At 46.2% G+C, this 16,734-nt stretch carries 17 protein-coding genes and 1 tRNA gene; 11 read left to right on the forward strand and 7 right to left on the reverse strand.

The annotated features are described in order from the left end of the window. Positions 1–140 precede the first annotated feature (140 nt). The 3 genes from AACP44_RS05965 to AACP44_RS05975 are packed head-to-tail and all read left to right on the forward strand — an operon-like array spanning position 141 to position 3,775. Positions 141–1,550 (forward strand): mannose-1-phosphate guanylyltransferase/mannose-6-phosphate isomerase, encoded by a 1,410-nt coding sequence (locus AACP44_RS05965; RefSeq protein WP_339339562.1) that lies wholly within the window; start codon positions 141–143, stop codon positions 1,548–1,550. A gap of 27 nt (positions 1,551–1,577) precedes the next feature. After that, positions 1,578–2,402: a UTP--glucose-1-phosphate uridylyltransferase GalU gene (gene galU / locus AACP44_RS05970; RefSeq protein WP_339339563.1), complete on the forward strand. Its 825-nt coding sequence runs from the start codon at positions 1,578–1,580 to the stop codon at positions 2,400–2,402. Between the two features lie 20 nt (positions 2,403–2,422). Next, positions 2,423–3,775, forward strand: coding sequence for a phosphomannomutase (locus AACP44_RS05975; protein ID WP_339339564.1), 1,353 nt, complete (start codon positions 2,423–2,425; stop codon positions 3,773–3,775). Positions 3,776–3,849: 74 nt separating this feature from the next. On the opposite strand, the gene AACP44_RS05980 is transcribed toward AACP44_RS05975, so the two are convergent. Continuing rightward, a complete protein-coding gene (locus AACP44_RS05980; RefSeq protein ID WP_339339565.1) occupies positions 3,850–4,812 on the reverse strand; it encodes a polyprenyl synthetase family protein in 963 nt (320 codons plus the stop codon). 362 nt (positions 4,813–5,174) lie between these two features. Here AACP44_RS05980 and rplU point away from each other — a divergent pair, with 362 nt between their 5' ends. The 4 genes from rplU to proB all read left to right on the forward strand — a co-directional run bounded on the left by rplU (position 5,175) and on the right by proB (position 8,224). Continuing rightward, positions 5,175–5,486: a 50S ribosomal protein L21 gene (gene rplU, locus AACP44_RS05985; RefSeq protein ID WP_339339566.1), complete on the forward strand. Its 312-nt coding sequence runs from the start codon at positions 5,175–5,177 to the stop codon at positions 5,484–5,486. Positions 5,487–5,509: 23 nt separating this feature from the next. Continuing rightward, complete coding sequence (gene rpmA / locus AACP44_RS05990; protein ID WP_085758676.1) at positions 5,510–5,767, forward strand: 50S ribosomal protein L27; 258 nt, start codon at positions 5,510–5,512, stop codon at positions 5,765–5,767. Positions 5,768–5,888: 121 nt separating this feature from the next. Next, positions 5,889–7,091: an Obg family GTPase CgtA gene (gene cgtA, locus AACP44_RS05995; RefSeq protein WP_339339567.1), complete on the forward strand. Its 1,203-nt coding sequence runs from the start codon at positions 5,889–5,891 to the stop codon at positions 7,089–7,091. An 8-nt stretch (positions 7,092–7,099) separates the two neighbouring features. Then, positions 7,100–8,224, forward strand: a complete 1,125-nt coding sequence (gene proB, locus AACP44_RS06000) for a glutamate 5-kinase (RefSeq protein ID WP_339339568.1) — start codon at positions 7,100–7,102, stop codon at positions 8,222–8,224. 71 nt (positions 8,225–8,295) lie between these two features. On the opposite strand, the gene rpsT is transcribed toward proB, so the two are convergent. Beyond that, a complete protein-coding gene (rpsT, locus tag AACP44_RS06005) occupies positions 8,296–8,565 on the reverse strand; it encodes a 30S ribosomal protein S20 (protein ID WP_339339569.1) in 270 nt (89 codons plus the stop codon). 714 nt (positions 8,566–9,279) lie between these two features. Here rpsT and AACP44_RS06010 point away from each other — a divergent pair. Continuing rightward, complete coding sequence (locus AACP44_RS06010; RefSeq protein WP_339339570.1) at positions 9,280–10,080, forward strand: tyrosine-protein phosphatase; 801 nt, start codon at positions 9,280–9,282, stop codon at positions 10,078–10,080. 253 nt (positions 10,081–10,333) lie between these two features. On the opposite strand, the gene AACP44_RS06015 is transcribed toward AACP44_RS06010, so the two are convergent. From AACP44_RS06015 to AACP44_RS06025, 3 genes are all read right to left on the reverse strand, one after another. Then, positions 10,334–10,621 carry a hypothetical protein gene (locus AACP44_RS06015; protein ID WP_339339571.1) on the reverse strand — a complete coding sequence of 96 codons (288 nt, stop codon included), beginning with the start codon at positions 10,619–10,621 and terminating at the stop codon, positions 10,334–10,336. A 303-nt stretch (positions 10,622–10,924) separates the two neighbouring features. Further along, positions 10,925–11,152, reverse strand: coding sequence for a hypothetical protein (locus tag AACP44_RS06020; RefSeq protein ID WP_339339572.1), 228 nt, complete (start codon positions 11,150–11,152; stop codon positions 10,925–10,927). 97 nt (positions 11,153–11,249) lie between these two features. Continuing rightward, a tRNA-Met gene (locus AACP44_RS06025) sits at positions 11,250–11,326 on the reverse strand. Between the two features lie 256 nt (positions 11,327–11,582). Between AACP44_RS06025 and AACP44_RS06030 the strand changes: the two genes are divergently transcribed. Genes AACP44_RS06030 through AACP44_RS06040 form a run of 3 tightly spaced genes read left to right on the forward strand, consistent with a single transcriptional unit; the run spans position 11,583 to position 15,190 of the window. After that, a complete protein-coding gene (locus tag AACP44_RS06030; protein WP_339339573.1) occupies positions 11,583–12,740 on the forward strand; it encodes a 1-acyl-sn-glycerol-3-phosphate acyltransferase in 1,158 nt (385 codons plus the stop codon). A gap of 8 nt (positions 12,741–12,748) precedes the next feature. Then, a complete protein-coding gene (dinG, locus tag AACP44_RS06035; RefSeq protein ID WP_339339574.1) occupies positions 12,749–14,863 on the forward strand; it encodes an ATP-dependent DNA helicase DinG in 2,115 nt (704 codons plus the stop codon). Positions 14,864–14,869: 6 nt separating this feature from the next. Beyond that, on the forward strand, positions 14,870–15,190 hold the full coding sequence (locus AACP44_RS06040) for a YqcC family protein (RefSeq protein WP_339339575.1): 321 nt from the start codon (positions 14,870–14,872) through the stop codon (positions 15,188–15,190). An 80-nt stretch (positions 15,191–15,270) separates the two neighbouring features. Here AACP44_RS06040 and AACP44_RS06045 read toward each other — a convergent pair whose 3' ends face one another. Together AACP44_RS06045 and AACP44_RS06050 are read right to left on the reverse strand one after the other, a co-directional pair. Continuing rightward, positions 15,271–15,477: a hypothetical protein gene (locus AACP44_RS06045; RefSeq protein ID WP_339339576.1), complete on the reverse strand. Its 207-nt coding sequence runs from the start codon at positions 15,475–15,477 to the stop codon at positions 15,271–15,273. Between the two features lie 132 nt (positions 15,478–15,609). Beyond that, the coding region (locus tag AACP44_RS06050; protein ID WP_339339577.1) for a ribonucleotide-diphosphate reductase subunit beta at positions 15,610–16,734 on the reverse strand (1,125 nt) is incomplete at its 5' end.

A 16,734-nucleotide genomic window follows, 5' to 3' on the forward strand; every position in this document is an offset into this window, starting at 1 on the left:
GGGTGTCGTTGAAAATTGCAATGGTAGCTACACAGTATATGGGTTTGCGAGACCCTGAAATGACCCAATATGCTACCAATGCCATGTTGGCTACAAGCCTCAATGAAGTTTAAATAATCTTTCTAAGGATTAAGACAAGCATGTTAATTCCAGTGTTGTTATCAGGTGGTGTTGGTAGCCGATTATGGCCGTTATCTAGAGAACTTAATCCCAAGCAGTTTCTGCCCCTAGCAGGCAGCCTGAGTTTGCTAGAGCAAACCATGGAACGCACCCAAAGCCTGAATGCAGGTGCGCCGATTATTGTCTGTAATGATGAGCATCGTTTTACCGTGGCTGAGCAAATGAGAGGGATTGGCGCTAACCCAGAAGCGATTATTCTAGAACCTATGGGTAAGAACACCGCGCCGGCCGTTGCCGTTGCTGCGCTTCAGGCGATTAAGCAAAGTGCCGACAGCGTGATGTTGGTTATGCCAGCCGATCATGTTGTGAGAGATGTTGATGCTTTTGCTACGGCCGTCGATCTTGGAATGGCGCAGGCACAAGCGGGTCAATTGGTCACCTTTGGTATTGTGCCCGAATCTCCCGAAACCGGATACGGCTATATCCGCCGTGATAAAGCACTGTCTTCAGGTAGTTTTGCCATTGCAGAGTTTGTTGAAAAACCTAGCCTAGATGTTGCCCAAAAATATCTTGATAGTGGTGAGTACTTTTGGAACAGCGGTATGTTTTTAATGGGTGCCAAAGCTTACTTAGATGAATTAGAGGCGCTTGCGCCGGGTATATTGCAAGCGGCTCAAGCGGCATTCCAACAGGCTAATAATGATCTCGACTTCGTTCGTCTCGACGCTGAAGCATTTGCCAAGTGTCCCGATGACTCGATTGATTATGCGGTGATGGAAAAAACCGATAAAGGGGTTGTTGTGCCCATGTCTTGTGGTTGGAGTGATGTCGGTGCCTGGTCAAGTTTATGGAATGTTGGCGATAAAGACGCCAGCGGCAATGTCGTGGTTGGCGATACGCTGTTACATCATACCGAAAACAGCTATGTGCATAGTAATTCACGTTTAGTCACCACTGTGGGTGTTGATAATATTGTCGTGGTGGAAACGCCTGATGCAGTATTGGTAGCCGATAAAGATCAAGTACAAGATGTTAAAGCCATTGTTAATACGCTGAAGGCTGAGGGCAGAAGCGAAGCCAATACCCATACCAAGGTCTACCGCCCTTGGGGGTCTTATGAATCACTGGCGATTGCAGATCGTTTTCAGGTTAAGCGTATTATCGTTAATCCCGGTCAAAAGTTATCATTGCAGTTGCATCATCACCGAGCCGAGCACTGGATTGTGGTGAGCGGTACAGCAGTGGTGACCTGTGGCGAAACAGAATCGGTATTAACGGAAGATCAATCAACTTATATCCCGCTAGGAGTTAAGCATCGCCTTGCCAATACCGGTGTGATTCCGCTTGAGTTGATTGAAGTGCAAAGTGGCAGTTATTTGGGTGAGGACGACATCGTCAGATTTGAAGATGTTTACGGTCGTAGTGAATAATTAATTTTTTATAAGGTATTTTTATCAATGATTAATAAATGTTTATTTCCAGTAGCTGGTTATGGAACACGCTTTTTACCAGCTACTAAATCCATGCCCAAAGAAATGTTGCCCGTAGTTAATAAACCTTTGGTGCAGTATGGTGTTGAAGAGGCGATTGCAGCCGGCATGAATCAAATGGCTTTTGTCACCGGCCGGGGCAAGCGTGCCATTACTGATCACTTTGATATTAGTTATGAATTAGAGCATCAGATTGCCGGCAGTGCCAAAGAAGGTTATTTAACCAGTATTCGTGGTGTACTTGATCAGGCAACATTTACCATGACCCGGCAAAGAGAAATGAAAGGATTGGGGCATGCTATTTTAACCGGCGAAACCCTGATTGGTAATGAGCCCTTTGGTGTCGTGCTATCAGATGACCTTTGTATTAACGCCGGTGACAGCGTTATGGCGCAAATGGTCAATCTCTATAAGCAATTTCGATGCAGCATAGTAGCGATTCAAGAAGTGCCACAAGACCAAACGGAAAAATACGGTGTTATTTCTGGTGAGGCTTTAAAAGAGGGCTTATATCGCGTTGACGATATGGTCGAAAAACCCAAGCCGGAAGATGCGCCATCCAATTTAGCGATTATTGGTCGTTATATTTTAACGCCGGATATTTTTGATATTTTAAGAGACACACCGCCGGGCAAAGGTGGTGAAGTGCAGCTGACTGATGCACTGCTGACGCAGGCCAAAAATGGTTGTGTTATGGCCTATCAATTTGAAGGTAGTCGTTTTGATTGTGGTAGTGTTGACGGTTTTGTTGAGGCGACTAACCATGTTTATCAACATATTTATAAAGCATAATTACTAAGAGTCAGCGTTGTATGCCTACTAATTTAACCTGTTTTAAAGCTTACGATATCCGTGGTCGTGTGCCTGATGAATTGAATACAGATATTGCCTATGCCATTGGCCGCGCCTATGCGCAGGTGGTAGCGCCAAAAAAAGTGGTGGTAGGTCATGATATTCGCTTGAGTAGTGAAGAAATAAAAGCCGCACTTACCGAGGGTTTAATCGATTCAGGTGTTGATGTCTATGATATTGGTCAGTGTGGCACGGAACAAATTTACTTCGCCACTTTTTATGCAGAAATGGATGGCGGCATTGCAGTAACGGCTAGTCATAACCCTAAAGATTACAATGGCATGAAGTTTGTTCGCGAAGGTTCAAAGCCTATCAGTGGTGATACCGGCTTATTTGATATTAAAGCCTTGGCTGAAGAAAATAATTTTCCCGAAGTGAAAACCAAGGGCCAGCGATGTGTGTTGGATTCGGCTGAGGCCTATATCGATCATCTATTATCTTATATTGACGTCGAGCATTTGAAGCCGCTTAAAGTCGTTGTTAATGCCGGTAATGGCGGCGCCGGTGCGGTGATTGATCGGATTGAATCAAAGCTTCCCTTTGAATTTATTAAACTGCATCACAAGCCTGATGGACATTTCCCCAATGGTGTGCCGAATCCTTTGTTGGTTGAGAATCGTCAAATCACTATTGATGCAGTCAAACAACATAATGCTGATTTAGGTATTGCCTGGGATGGTGATTTTGATCGCTGTTTTTTCTTTGATGAAAATGGCGAATTTATAGAGGGTTATTATGTTGTTGGTCTATTGGCCGAAGCATTTTTGCTCAATAGCCGTGATGAGAAAATCGTCCATGATCCTCGTTTGACTTGGAATACGATTGATATTGTTCAATCCAATGGCGGTATAGCTGTTGAAAGTAAAACTGGGCATGCCTTTATTAAAGAGCGTATGCGCTTGGAAAATGCGGTTTATGGTGGTGAGATGAGTGCGCACCATTATTTTAGAGATTTTGCCTATTGTGACAGCGGTATGATCCCTTGGTTGTTGGTGACCCAATTGATTGCCAGTCGAGGCATGGCCCTATCTGAGATGGTGGCTGAGCGAATGAAAGCCTACCCATGTAGTGGTGAGATTAATCGCAAGATAGAAAACCCAGCTGCAGCTATTGCCAAGGTAGAATCGCACTTCTCTGCAGCAGCCGATACCATAGAGCGGGTCGATGGTCTCAGCATGAGTTTTAGCGACTGGCGTTTTAACCTGCGGATGTCTAACACAGAGCCTGTGGTGAGATTGAATGTAGAGAGCCGCGGCAATGTGCCATTAATGGAAGCAAAAACCAGTGACTTACTGCGGTTGCTAGAGTCCTAGTTCTCACCAAGCCTACAAATAGCAAATTTTATCCGATTCTTCTTCTCACAGAAGTGAAAGATGATGAATCATTATTAGGCGTTTCTGGATACTGCCAAATGCGCCAATCGAATTAATGATTCCTTATAGGGGCTATCCGGACAGTGGTTGATACTGGCGGCGGCAGCGGCACTTTTTTCAGCTGCCAGCTGTTTGGTGTAGGTCAGCGCATCACAACGCTGAACAGCGGATACAACATCTTCTAGCTGATCCAAGCTTTTGTTGCTAATAGCACTATGAATGAGCGCGGCATCTTCCTTGCTGCCTTGTTTTATGGTGTAGATCAGTGGCAGTGTGGGCTTGCCTTCGGCAAGGTCGTCCCCGACGTTTTTGCCCATCTCAGCAGCGTTGCCCTCATAATCCAATACATCATCAATAAGCTGGAAGGCAAGCCCGAGGTCTAGGCCATATTGGTAGAAACGATCTATATCTGTCTGTTTGGCTCCTGCTAAAATGGCGCCACAGGCGGTTGCCGCAGCAAATAATACCGCGGTCTTGTTTTTGATAACCTGAAAATACTCCGCTTCAGTCGTATCAGGGTCACCGGCCTTGGTTAATTGCAGAACTTCACCCTCGGCGATAGTGTTGGTGACTTCAGCCATCAGGGTCATGACCTCCATATTGCCTATAGACACTAGTAGTTGAAAGGCACGGGTATAGAGAAAGTCTCCGACTAACACGCTGGGCGCATTGCCCCACTCGGCATTGGCGGTAGGTCTGCCGCGGCGTAGGCTGGAAATATCCACCACATCATCATGGAGCAAGGTGGCGGTATGAATAAACTCAATCACGGCTGCCAGTGTCAGGTGATGATTGTTGAGATTGCCGCAAGCTCCACCGCTAATTAATGCCAGCATTGGCCGCATCCGCTTACCGCCGGCATCAACAATATAGTGGCCAATATTTTCAACCAAAGGGACATTGGAGTGTAGTTGGTCGATAATGAGCTGATTGACGGCCTCAAACTCTTTGGCGACGACCTGACGAACCTGTTGCATGATGAAATACGCTGCCTGACTAGCTTAAATGGAGGCTATCCCTTATTGAATAGCGCGAGCCGCATGCTAGGGTGATGCTGGGATGGTGTCAAGCCGGCTGGCTTGGGGCTTTAATCTCAGCCAGCTTATTGGTTTTAACCGCCTTAAGGGCTTGTTCTAGGCCTTTAACTGCCGTAGAATGCGCCTCCCAAATCTGAACCTGAGCGATTTTGGTATTTTGGATAATGCCAGAGATGATCGGGGTCAGTGCCTGGACTTGTCCCGGTTACATCAATAGTCATGTGGACGATTGACAGCGCCGGCAGAAAACTGAGTGTAAGCAAGACCTATTTGCAAGCAGGCCAATTGAGTGGAGTAAAACTATGTACGCGGTCATTGAAAGCGGTGGTAAACAGCACCGAGTCAAAGAGGGTGAAACCCTTAAGTTGGAAAAAATTGAAGTCGCCACCGGTGAGTCGATTAATTTCGATAAGGTCCTGATGGTTGGCGAAGGTGAGAGTGCCCAAATTGGCGCTCCATATGTTAAAGGTGGAAAAGTGACTGCTGAGGTTATTGCTCAGGGTCGTCATAAGAAAGTTAAAATTATGAAATTCCGTCGTCGTAAACATTCTATGAAGCAGGCGGGTCACCGTCAGTGGTATACTGAAGTCAAGATCACCGGTATCAAGGCTTAACAGACTAACGAGGAGAAGTAACAATGGCTCATAAAAAAGCAGGTGGTAGTACTCGTAACGGTCGCGATTCTAACGCCAAACGTCTAGGTGTTAAGCGTTTTGGTGGTCAAGATGTCTTGGCGGGTAATATTCTGGTTCGTCAACGCGGCACACGTTTCCATGCCGGTGAAAATGTTGGTCTGGGTGTCGACCACACCTTGTTTGCAAAAGCCGATGGTGTGGTTAAATTTGAAGTGAAAGGCCCGAAGAATCGCAAATATATCAGCGTTGTTTCTGCCTAAGCACGAGAAAGTTAGCCAAAAAGCCTCGTCCTTATGACGGGGCTTTTTTATTTGCGCTCTCGAGCGGTTAAACCGTTCATCTACTATTATTTACTCATGATGTCGAACGCGGAGAACAGGCATGAAGTTTGTCGATGAAGCCAGTATTAAGGTTCAGGCTGGCAAGGGTGGCAATGGTGCGCTCAGTTTTCGTCGTGAGAAATATATTGCCGAAGGTGGCCCCGATGGCGGTGATGGCGGTGATGGTGGCAGTATTTGGCTGCAGGCAGATACGGCAGTCAACACCATGGTTGATTACCGCTATCAACGCAGCTATCGCGCCGAAAATGGCCAGCAAGGCAGAGGTAAGAATTGCACCGGAAAAGGGGGTGATGATTTAACCCTAACGGTTCCGGTGGGCACCACGATTATTGATGAGGATACTCAGGAAGTGCTGGGTGATTTGGCTGAACATGGTCAACGCATCAAAGTGGCGCAGGGTGGTTTTCACGGTTTGGGTAATACCCGCTTTAAATCCAGTACCAACCGTGCGCCTAGACAAACAACGCCCGGCTCTGAAGGGGAGTTTCGTCATTTAAGGCTAGAGTTGAAAGTGTTGGCAGACGTAGGCTTACTAGGGCTTCCCAATGCCGGTAAATCCACCTTTATCCGCGCGGTATCTTCTGCCAAACCGAAGGTGGCCGGGTATCCCTTTACTACGCTGGTGCCCAATTTGGGCGTAGTAAAAGTGCAGGATCATCGCAGCTTTGTAGTCGCTGATATTCCCGGTTTGATTGAGGGGGCGTCTGAAGGTGCAGGGTTGGGGATACGCTTTTTAAAACACCTAACTCGAACCCGTCTGTTGCTCCATATCGTTGATATGGCGCCCTTTGATGGCAGTGATCCGGCCGCGGCGGCGCAATCGATTATTACCGAGTTGGAGCGTTTTAGCCCCACCTTGCATCAGCGTGATCGGTGGTTGGTATTCAATAAAATGGATCTGCTGCCCGAGAATGAGCGCGAGCAGCGTTGTCAGCAGGTGATTGATGCGCTGAACTGGCAGGGGCCGGTTTATTCCATCGCGGCAATTAGCAAGCTAGGCGTCGACCCGATCTGTGGCGATGTGATGGCTTACCTTGAAGACTGTAATGAGAAAGAATTGGAAAACCCTGAGTTGGTAGACATTGAGGCGGATATTCAGGCTCGTATGCAAGAAGAATCGCGACTGCGCATTCAGCAATTAGCGGCTATTCGCCAAGCGGCAAGGGCGGCAGTGCAAGATACACTTGATGACGATGATTGGGATGAAGACGATTACGACGTTGAGGTGATTTACGAACCTTGAGTAAAACAATGAAGACACAACAATCGACAGAAAAACCGCAGCGTTGGGTGGTTAAAATCGGCAGTGCTTTGTTGACCGCCAATGGCAAAGACCTCAATAGGGAGGCGATTGCTAATTGGACGGCGCAGATGGCCGAATTGCGCCGGCAGGGCATAGAATTGGTACTGGTGTCCTCCGGTGCGGTCGCGGTCGGTATGAGCCGCTTGGGTTGGGTTGAGCGGCCACATGCGCTGCATGATCTGCAAGCCGCCGCTGCACTCGGCCAGATGGGGTTAGTGCAGGCCTATGAATCCTGTTTTAAGACATTTGATTTGCTGACTGCCCAAGTGCTATTGGGTCATGATGATATCTCGGCACGTGACCGTTATTTAAATGCCCGCGGCACCCTAAACACACTGTTAAAACTCGGTGTTATTCCCGTGATCAATGAAAATGACACCGTTGTGACCGATGAAATTCGCTTCGGGGATAATGATACTCTGGCGGCATTGGTTGCCAACCTAATTGATGCCGACCGTCTGATTATATTGACTGATCAACAGGGTCTGTATAATGCCGATCCGCGCAGTAATCCCGATGCCATACTGATCACAGAGGCGGCTGTGGATGACGATAGTCTCGAGCAGATGGCTGGTGGTAGCACGGGTGCTTTGGGTCGTGGTGGCATGGTGACCAAGGTGCGGGCGGCCAAGCTGGCTGCGCGCTCCGGGGCGAGCTCGGTAATTGTTGGCGGTGAACTTGAAGACGTTCTGCTACGGCTAGCGCTTGAGCAGCCATTGGGCACCTTGTTAAAAGCGGGGCAGAAACCGTTAGTGGCGCGCAAGCAGTGGTTGGCGGGCATGTCCAAGCTAAATGGTATTATCCAGTTGGATGATGGTGCGGTTAAGATGTTGCGTCAATCGGGTTGTAGCTTGTTGCCGGTTGGTGTTAGAGCCGTTTCCGGTCGCTTTAATCGGGGCGATTTGGTGTCTTGTACTGATGCGGCGGGTAATGAAATTGCTCGTGGGTTGGTCAATTATACTATCTTCGATGCACGGCAAATTATAGGCAACCCCAGCACCGAGATTGAAGAGATTCTTGGTTATCAGGGTGAAGAAGAGCTGATCCACAGAGATAATATGGTGCTTATGTAGTTAACAGCAATGATTGCTAAGCATAAAAAAACCGGCATCAGCCGGTTTTTTTATGCTTCCAAACTGCTAAATTAAGCAGCAGCCAGAGCTTTTACTTGAGTGTTTAAACGGCTCTTATGACGAGCAGCTTTATTCTTATGAATAATGCCTTTGTCTGCCATGCGGTCAATAACTGGTACGGCTGCAGCATAAGCGGCCGTTGCTTGTTCGGCATCGCCAGTCGCGATAGCGGCCAGTACTTTCTTGATAGAGGTACGCACAACTGAGCGCAGGCCGGCATTGTGTTGGCGACGCTTCTCGCCCTGACGGGCGCGTTTTTTGGCTTGTGGTGAATTCGCCATTGTATAAATCCTGTGTCAAATGGTTTTCCTGCAGACAATAATAGATGAAAACAGGAGTGAAAATTTAGGAGGTGCGATTATTCCCTGTTCCTATCATTATGTCAACTGAATAGCCTAGTTACCCTCAGGATGTTTGCTCCCGATCTAATCAATTTGCAGGCAGTTCGTTTGCTTGCACCGCAGGCCGGTAATTTTGTGATTTTTTAATATAAAAAATGTAATTAATAGGCGGACATTCCTTGCAATCCCCATACGGCCGCTGTTGAATACAGTCAAGAAAATTATTGTCAATTTTTTACTTATGAAACCACTATCGTTTAGCGCTAAGCTTGAATCATAGCGAAGTAGATAATAAATAACATTTAGCTCATGTAATTATAATATTGAAATTTGCCTTCTCCGCATCCTGGTCTTGAGTAGCCTACACATAGTCTGCCTCACTAAACTAGAATATGCCTGGTCGCAATAGAAGTAGTGTTCAAAAATAATTACAACAACATAGTGATTGATCCTATGCATAACAATTCTAGCCAATATAACCGCCGAGTTAACTGTCATCAAAGCCTATGGATTCACAGTATATGAATGCCAAACTGGCATTATCGAATGCCATTGTCTAACCTTTTTCACGTAGCTCTCCCCTTGTGAGCAGGAGTCATCTATGATGACTCCTTTTTTTATTATTTGTTAAATCCAACGATAGAATATTTTCAGATGCATAATAAAGAATTTCCAGATCAATCAGCGACTACAGTCGCTCGTCATATTCCTTTTGAAGGCGCTGCTAACTTTCGTGACTATGGTGGTTACAAAACGATAAATGGTCGGACTGTAAAGTGGCGTCAGTTATTTCGTTCCGATCAGTTGTCCAGACTCACTGAAAAAGATCAGCAACAGTTTAGTCGTTTGGATATCCGAGTAGTATTTGATTTCAGACGAAAGGATGAGCGGGAAAAAGATCCAAATTTATTTCCTTTGTCAGCCACTCCCGAGACGGTTGCTTTGCCTATCGATCCGGGTAGCGCTTTTGGCTTTGCAGAGGGTATAGGCGGCGGTACTATTGATAGCCTGACTGTCGCCAGTTTTATGTGTGATATTAATAAAGACTTTGTGATTAATCAGGCGGACAAATATCGCCAGATGTTCAACCGGTTATTAAATCACGATGAAGGCGGATCGTTAGTGCATTGCGCGGCGGGTAAAGACCGTACCGGTTTTGCCGCTGCCATGATTTTGTCGGCGCTGGGCGTGCCTCGGGATACTGTTTTTGCTGACTATATGCTGACTGCGCAATATTTCCCGATAGACAAAGCAATCGCCAGAGCCAGTAAAAAATATCAATGGCCTGGTGAGCCAGAGGTTCTGCGTCCAATGTTGGAAGTGCGCCCCGATTATTTACAATCGGCATTCGATATTATCGACCAACAATTTCCAATGATTGAAGATTACTTGCAAGAAGTTTTGGGTGTAGGTCAGGCTGAGCGGGATTGGTTGCAAGCGCGCTATCTTGAATAGACAGCAACGATTACTACTATTTTTGTTTGCGCTTCTCTTTAGTCGTCGCACTGGTGCTATGGTAGGGTTTTTGGTGCTGCTGATTTTGCAAGTAAAAATACAGGGCTAAACTCGTAGCTCTATCGTTTTGAACGGCATCGTTCAGGATGAAATCACTTTCTCTATGGTTGTTTTCGTAAGCGGAAGCCAACGAGGGTTGCTTATAGTAGCTGTCGAGAATCTGCATCGTTTCGGTCAATATTCTTTGTTTCGGTCAATGTTCTTTGGCTTGGGTTTCGCAAGCTTTCATGGCAGCTTTGATTTGCTTTTGGTTACAGTTGTTAAAAGAGTCGCGACCTACACACCATTTCTTTCGATTGTTCCATGTGGTCATTAACTGTTTCTCGCCGTTTGAACATTTAACAATAAAATTAGCATATTCAATACCATCAATTGTTTTGTTATCTGACTCAAAAGTGATGCTGGTAGGCTTGGCAGCAGCGGCGCACAAACAGAACGCCATTAAAGCAGTCGTTAAAGCAATAGCTAGATAGTTTCTCATGCCGAATGTTTAGCCTAAGATTTTTAGAAAAGAGCGCGGATTTTATCACTTGATAAAGCCGTTACCAATTATCTGGAGCTATATTGGTAATAGTTACTATGATAAAAAAGATGGAGAGCTTTGGTCGTTATAATCCTGTAAATTATTGAATTATATAGGTTTTGATATTTTATCCACAGTCGAAAAAAGGGTTTGGGGGTAATGATCAAAGATTTGTTAAGGCTTGCCGTTGGAGGTCCAGTTTTAGAGCAGACTAGCCATGAGCAAAACACACTGTGTTTTTGCTCATTATTTGACAGTGATTTAGGCAATACCTGCTAAAACCAACAGACAGCCAATAATGGCGAGTATAATCGACTCTTTTGCCAAATCCAGTCTGAACAGAGCATAGCAATAGGCTGCGGGAGGTAGCAGCACTGAACATAGGCCCCAAGTAAAATCCTCTTTTGAACTGGTAATAAACAAGGTAACCCAGCTGGCCAGCAGCGCGGCTCCACCAAAGGTGATAAATAAGGCAGATATTGATTCCATGGTTAACTCCGAGAGTGTCGTATTATTTTCTAGAATACTAGCATGGAGTTATGGGGGTGACGATAGCTGTTTACTGAGGAGGCAAGAAACAGAGAATTGGTAGCGGGGGCCAGATTTGAACTGACGACCTTCGGGTTATGAGCCCGACGAGCTACCAGACTGCTCCACCCCGCATCAATAAACTCTGCCTGGACAACAGGCCTGGATAAAATTTTATCTGACAGTTGTTAGGCAAGGCGCGCATCATAGGGATTGGTAGAGAGGGCGTCAAGCTTATTTAAACAGGTGGAGGTAAATAGTCGATAACTGGCTGCAAATAACGTGTTTTTTGGATAAAGAGTATTCGATTGTCCCCGATGCTGATGACTAAACTGCCTATTTCCGGTATCGTTCGCGACCAGTAAATTTTATTTAAAAGGTATTGAATTACATGGGCCAGTTTGCGGATATTCGTCCCTATAATGATGAAGAAGTGGCTTGCGTTTTAACCGATTTGTTGGCTGATGATGAGTTGATTGCGGCCGTTGCCAGCCTGAAATTAGGTGCATGGCATAAGGCCTTGCGCTGTTTGATTTACCCTCTTATTCGCTTTGTCTTGTCGCGTCAATTGCGCGGGGTTAAAACTGTCGAAGATTTTCAGTTTGTAGTCAACGGCTATATGGACGGCATGATAAAAAAAACCACCACCGGTTTTACCGTATCGGGTCTGGATGCCTTAGACACTGATAAGCCCTATCTATTTATTAGCAACCATCGTGATATCGCCATGGATCCCGCCTTTGTCAATAGAGCGCTTTATAACAACGGTCACAATACCGTCCGTATCGCGATTGGTGACAACCTTTTAACCAAGCCCTATGTCTCTGACTTAATGAGGCTGAATAAAAGCTTTATCGTAAAGCGTTCTGCTAAAGGTCCGCGACAAATCATGGCGGCTTACAAAATGTTATCCAGTTATATACGCCATTCAATTGAACAAGATAATAATCCTATATGGATTGCTCAACGTGAAGGGCGTGCCAAAGATGGTAATGATCGGACTGAACCAGCGATTATTAAAATGCTCGCTATGAGTCAGCAAAAGCAAGCTGAAACGCTGTCGGATTATATTAAGACATTAAATATCGTACCCGTGTCTATTTCCTATGAGTTAGACCCCTGCGATGGTGCCAAAGCCAAAGAACTTTATGAAACCGCTACCCATGGTGAATATAACAAGGGTCAACATGAAGATGTTGAATCCATTGCCACCGGTATTGCTGGCAATAAAGGCAATGTGCATGTTTCTTTTGGTACACCATTGGATGGCGAGTTTGAAGATGTCAATGCGGTGGCTGAAGCGATAGATCGGCAGGTGTTGAACAATTATGTCTTGCACCCTAGCAACTTTTTTGCCTACAAGTTATTACATGGACACTACCCCGATGGTGTTCACTCAATTCATCATCAAAACTTTTCTGCCCAAGCCATGGTCGCTGATGAGGCCGCATTTAGTGTACGTATTAATGCACTGCCGGCCAAATACCAAAAATTTGCACTAGGTATCTATGCCAATATCATTGATCGCAAGAACGATTCTGCCAGCTAGTTTTTTGCATGTTGACTGACGCCATTAAAGAAACCATTCAGTCAGCCTATACCTCCTTGTTAGATAGCAAAGAGCTTAAGGCGCGCTATGGTCAGCGTTTAATGATTGCGGAAGTGGCGCGTACACTAACGGCAAAAAACGATCAGCAAGACACACCGGTCTGTGTCGTCGAAGCTGGCACAGGAACCGGAAAAACCATTGCTTATACCGTGGCTGCCGTGCCGGTTGCCCAAGCGTTGGAAAAAACACTAGTGATCTCTACCGCAACGGTAGCCCTGCAAGAGCAGATTATCTACAAAGACCTGCCCGATATTTTACACCATAGTGATTTGTCATTTAACTTTGCCTTGGCCAAAGGGCGCGGTCGTTATTTATGCCTCTCTAAGCTGGATGCCGTACTGCAAGATAGCAAAGCAAATAATGAGGCTATGGCACTGTACCCTGATGAACAGCAAGCGCAAGTTGATACCCAAACGCTGAATGTCTATCAGGATATGCTGACAGCATTAGCAACGGGTGATTGGGATGGTGATCGCGATGCCTGGTCGCAGGAGCTGGATGTGCCAACCTGGTCGAGGGTAACCACCGACCATGCACAGTGTACCGGTCGTCGTTGCGCCAATATCAGCCAGTGTTGTTTTTACAAAGGCCGCGAACAACTAAGCCGTGTTGATGTCATTGTGACCAATCATGATTTAGTGTTGGCGGATTTAGCTTTAGGCGGTGGAGCTATTTTGCCAGATCCGGAAGATTGCATTTATATTTTTGATGAAGGCCATCATTTGCCGGACAAGGCAATCAATCATTTTTCTCAGTTTAGTCGTGTACGCTCGACCGAGCGTTGGTTGAATCAGGGTATTAACGTGTTGGCTAAAGCGTCGTCACAGCTGGGTAATGCGGCAGGTATTGGTCGTCATTTAGAGTCGCTACCTGCCGTTATGGAAAGTTTAAAACAACATTTAGCTATGTTGTTTAATAGTTTGGAGTCGATGGTCAATATCGAGCCGGATCGGCGCGGGTCTATTCCAGCTTATCGCTTTGAGCAAGGTCTGGTGCCGGATGCGTTAAGAGCGCAGGCCACTGAATTGATGATGCAATATCGCCGTATGCACGATGCCTTAGATGCATGCTGTCAATTATTGGAAGAGGCGATGGAGGATGCTGAACATGCCATCCCCAAGGCGATTGCCGAGGACTGGTTCTCGCCCTTATCCATGTTGCGTGGACGCGCTGAAGGCAATTATTCGCTTTGGTCTGATTATAGCCGTGCCAATGTGGTGGAAGATCCGCCCCGCGGTCGCTGGATTGCGGTGGTTGAGGCGGCCAGTGGTAATCTGGATTTTGAGGTATCGACCAGTCCCATTCTGGCGGCCAATATGCTGTCTCAATATTTATGGAATCGTTGTTATGGCGCTGTAATTACTTCCGCAACCTTAACGGCGCTTGGTGGCTTTGATCGCTTTAAAATGCATACCGGAACGCCGGAAAAAACCAATTATGCCGTGGTCCCCAGTCCATTTAATTTTGCCGAGGCAGGCGAGTTAGTTGTTCCTGTTATGTCCTGCGAACCCTCCGATGTCGAGGCGCATACTGAGGCAGTTATCGATATGTTGCCCGAGTTATTAAATAGCCAAGAAGGCAGTCTGGTTTTATTCACCTCTCGCCGCCAAATGGAGCAAGTTTTTGAAGGGATTACACTGGAATGGCAGCAGCGAATTATTATGCAGGGGCATTACCCCAAGCATGAAGTGCTAAGGATGCACAAAGCGGCGATAGATGCCGGTGATGGCAGTGTCATTTTTGGTTTGGCTAGTTTTGCTGAGGGCGTCGATTTACCCGGGCTATATTGCACCCATGTTGTTATCGCTAAAATTCCTTTTGCGGTACCCGATCAACCGATTGAATCGGCATTGGCGGAGTGGATTGAAAGTCGCGGTGGCAATGCCTTTATGGATATTACCGTGCCAGATGCCGCGCTAAAATTAGTGCAAGCCAGTGGCCGTTTACTGCGCACGGAAACGGATAGCGGCAGAGTAACATTGTTAGACCGAAGAGTGGTTAGCAAGCGCTATGGTCAAGCGATGTTAAATTCCTTGCCGCCGTTTAAGCGCAGCGTTGCATAAACGACTATGTCTAAAGCTGTCGAGCTATCTTCATTATTAATCGATCTTGAAGCCCAAATGCGGCAATTGGCACTGTGGCAATCCGAGCCGCCGTCCGATCAATTGCTTGCCAGTGTGGAACCTTTTTGTGTGGATACTTTGACCTTTCCGCAGTGGTTACAATTTGTTTTTTTAACCCGAATGTACGCAATCTTGTCTGCGCAACAAGTATTGCCTAGTAATTGCAGTATTGCGCCTATGGCGACAGAATATTTTAAATCCTCGGGAGATAATGCAGAGGCTTTGATTGTTATTTTGGAGGCAATTGATCGCTTGTTATCAAGCTAATGACAGCTTTATCGCTGCAATGAGTATTGCAATGGAATGGATGGATGAGGGGATGCAGAATGAAAGAGTTTTTTACGGGTTTAGTGTACCGTCTGAGAATCTTTATGCGCCGATGATGCTTTCGCGGCCAGATCGGTTTTGCTTGGCGTTTGGCTGTCGATCTGCTCAGTGATATATCCGCGCAACCTACCTACAACGTTAGTCATAATATCGATGGTTTGGCCGAGTTGGTCTAGCGTCATCAGAATGGTTTGTGAATCTACTTCTGCTTTTTTTTCGTCGCTCATGACCTTTTACCTGTGCCGTCTATCGTTGATCGAATTTATTATTAATTGTGTCGTCTCGGAGGTAGTCGTCCCTTCCGGTAAAAGCGTTAACTTCCTTGTTCTACTCTCTAAGTAATTTCAGTGCCGCAATACTTAATCCCAGGTTAATGCGCCACCGGTTTGATACTCAATAACGCGAGTTTCAAAAAAGTTTTTCTCCTTGCGAAGATCCATAATTTCACTCATCCACGGGAATGGATTTTGTGCGCCTTTATATTGCTCCGGTAAGCCCAATTGGGTTAAGCGGCGGTTGGCAATAAATTGTAAATACTCTTCCATCATGGCGGCGTTCATGCCGAGTACGCCGCGCGGCATGGAGTCGCGAGCGTATTCAATTTCCAGCTGGGTACCTTCCAAAATCATTTGAATAATTTCTTGTTGGAATGTTTCGCTCCACAACTGCGGGTTTTCCAATTTGATTTGGTTGATAACGTCGATACCAAAGTTCAGATGCATCGATTCATCGCGAAGAATGTACTGGAACTGCTCGGCAACACCGGTCATTTTATTGCGACGACCCATAGAAAGAATTTGAGTAAAACCGCAATAGAAGAAAATACCTTCGGTAACGGCATAGAAACCAATCAGGTTGCGTAGCAATTCCTGATCTGCTTCATGGGTGCCAGTCTTAAAGGTGGGGTCAGATAGCGCTTGAGTATGGCTCAAGCTCCAAGCCGCTTTTTTAGCGATAGAAGGCAATTCGCGATACATATTGAATACTTCACCTTCATCCATCGCCAACGATTCAACACAGTATTGATAGGCGTGAGTATGAATCGCTTCTTCAAAGGCCTGGCGCAATAAATACTGACGACACTCAGGGTTGGTGATATGACGGTACATGGCCAGTACCAAGTTATTGGCCACCAATGAATCAGCGGTAGAAAAGTAACCCAAAGAACGCATAACAATACGACGTTCGTCATCGCTAAGACCATTGGGGTCTTTCCACAGGGCAACGTCAGCCGTCATATTCACTTCTTGTGGCATCCAGTGGTTGGCACAGCCATCCAGATATTTTTGCCAAGCCCAGTCATACTTAAAGGGCACTAACTGGTTTAAGTCAGCGCGACAGTTGATCATGGCTTTATCATCAACGGTTAGACGAGCAGCACCCATTTCCAGCTCTTCAAGACCGGCAGAAACATCTAGATTGGCTATCGCTTCCTGTGCTTTAGCCGCTGCACTGCCAGCTTCAATAGTGGATGCTTCGGCTGC

Origin of the sequence: uncultured Oceanicoccus sp. (genome assembly GCF_963968385.1) — a bacterium.
Classification (GTDB): Bacteria; Pseudomonadota; Gammaproteobacteria; order Pseudomonadales; family Dasaniaceae; genus Oceanicoccus.

What these genes read in the sequence shown, in the direction of transcription:
- AACP44_RS06020 (WP_339339572.1), bottom strand. Translation starts at nt 11,152, where the DNA reads ATGGAATCAATATCTGCCTTATTTATCACCTTTGGTGGAGCCGCGCTG.
- rpmA (WP_085758676.1), top strand. Translation starts at nt 5,510, where the DNA reads ATGGCTCATAAAAAAGCAGGTGGTAGTACTCGTAACGGTCGCGATTCT.
- rplU (WP_339339566.1), top strand. Translation starts at nt 5,175, where the DNA reads ATGTACGCGGTCATTGAAAGCGGTGGTAAACAGCACCGAGTCAAAGAG.
- dinG (WP_339339574.1), top strand. Translation starts at nt 12,749, where the DNA reads ATGTTGACTGACGCCATTAAAGAAACCATTCAGTCAGCCTATACCTCC.
- AACP44_RS06015 (WP_339339571.1), bottom strand. Translation starts at nt 10,621, where the DNA reads ATGAGAAACTATCTAGCTATTGCTTTAACGACTGCTTTAATGGCGTTC.
- AACP44_RS05980 (WP_339339565.1), bottom strand. Translation starts at nt 4,812, where the DNA reads ATGCAACAGGTTCGTCAGGTCGTCGCCAAAGAGTTTGAGGCCGTCAAT.
- galU (WP_339339563.1), top strand. Translation starts at nt 1,578, where the DNA reads ATGATTAATAAATGTTTATTTCCAGTAGCTGGTTATGGAACACGCTTT.
- AACP44_RS06010 (WP_339339570.1), top strand. Translation starts at nt 9,280, where the DNA reads ATGCATAATAAAGAATTTCCAGATCAATCAGCGACTACAGTCGCTCGT.
- AACP44_RS05965 (WP_339339562.1), top strand. Translation starts at nt 141, where the DNA reads ATGTTAATTCCAGTGTTGTTATCAGGTGGTGTTGGTAGCCGATTATGG.
- rpsT (WP_339339569.1), bottom strand. Translation starts at nt 8,565, where the DNA reads ATGGCGAATTCACCACAAGCCAAAAAACGCGCCCGTCAGGGCGAGAAG.
- AACP44_RS05975 (WP_339339564.1), top strand. Translation starts at nt 2,423, where the DNA reads ATGCCTACTAATTTAACCTGTTTTAAAGCTTACGATATCCGTGGTCGT.
- cgtA (WP_339339567.1), top strand. Translation starts at nt 5,889, where the DNA reads ATGAAGTTTGTCGATGAAGCCAGTATTAAGGTTCAGGCTGGCAAGGGT.
- AACP44_RS06045 (WP_339339576.1), bottom strand. Translation starts at nt 15,477, where the DNA reads ATGAGCGACGAAAAAAAAGCAGAAGTAGATTCACAAACCATTCTGATG.
- AACP44_RS06030 (WP_339339573.1), top strand. Translation starts at nt 11,583, where the DNA reads ATGGGCCAGTTTGCGGATATTCGTCCCTATAATGATGAAGAAGTGGCT.
- proB (WP_339339568.1), top strand. Translation starts at nt 7,100, where the DNA reads ATGAAGACACAACAATCGACAGAAAAACCGCAGCGTTGGGTGGTTAAA.
- AACP44_RS06040 (WP_339339575.1), top strand. Translation starts at nt 14,870, where the DNA reads ATGTCTAAAGCTGTCGAGCTATCTTCATTATTAATCGATCTTGAAGCC.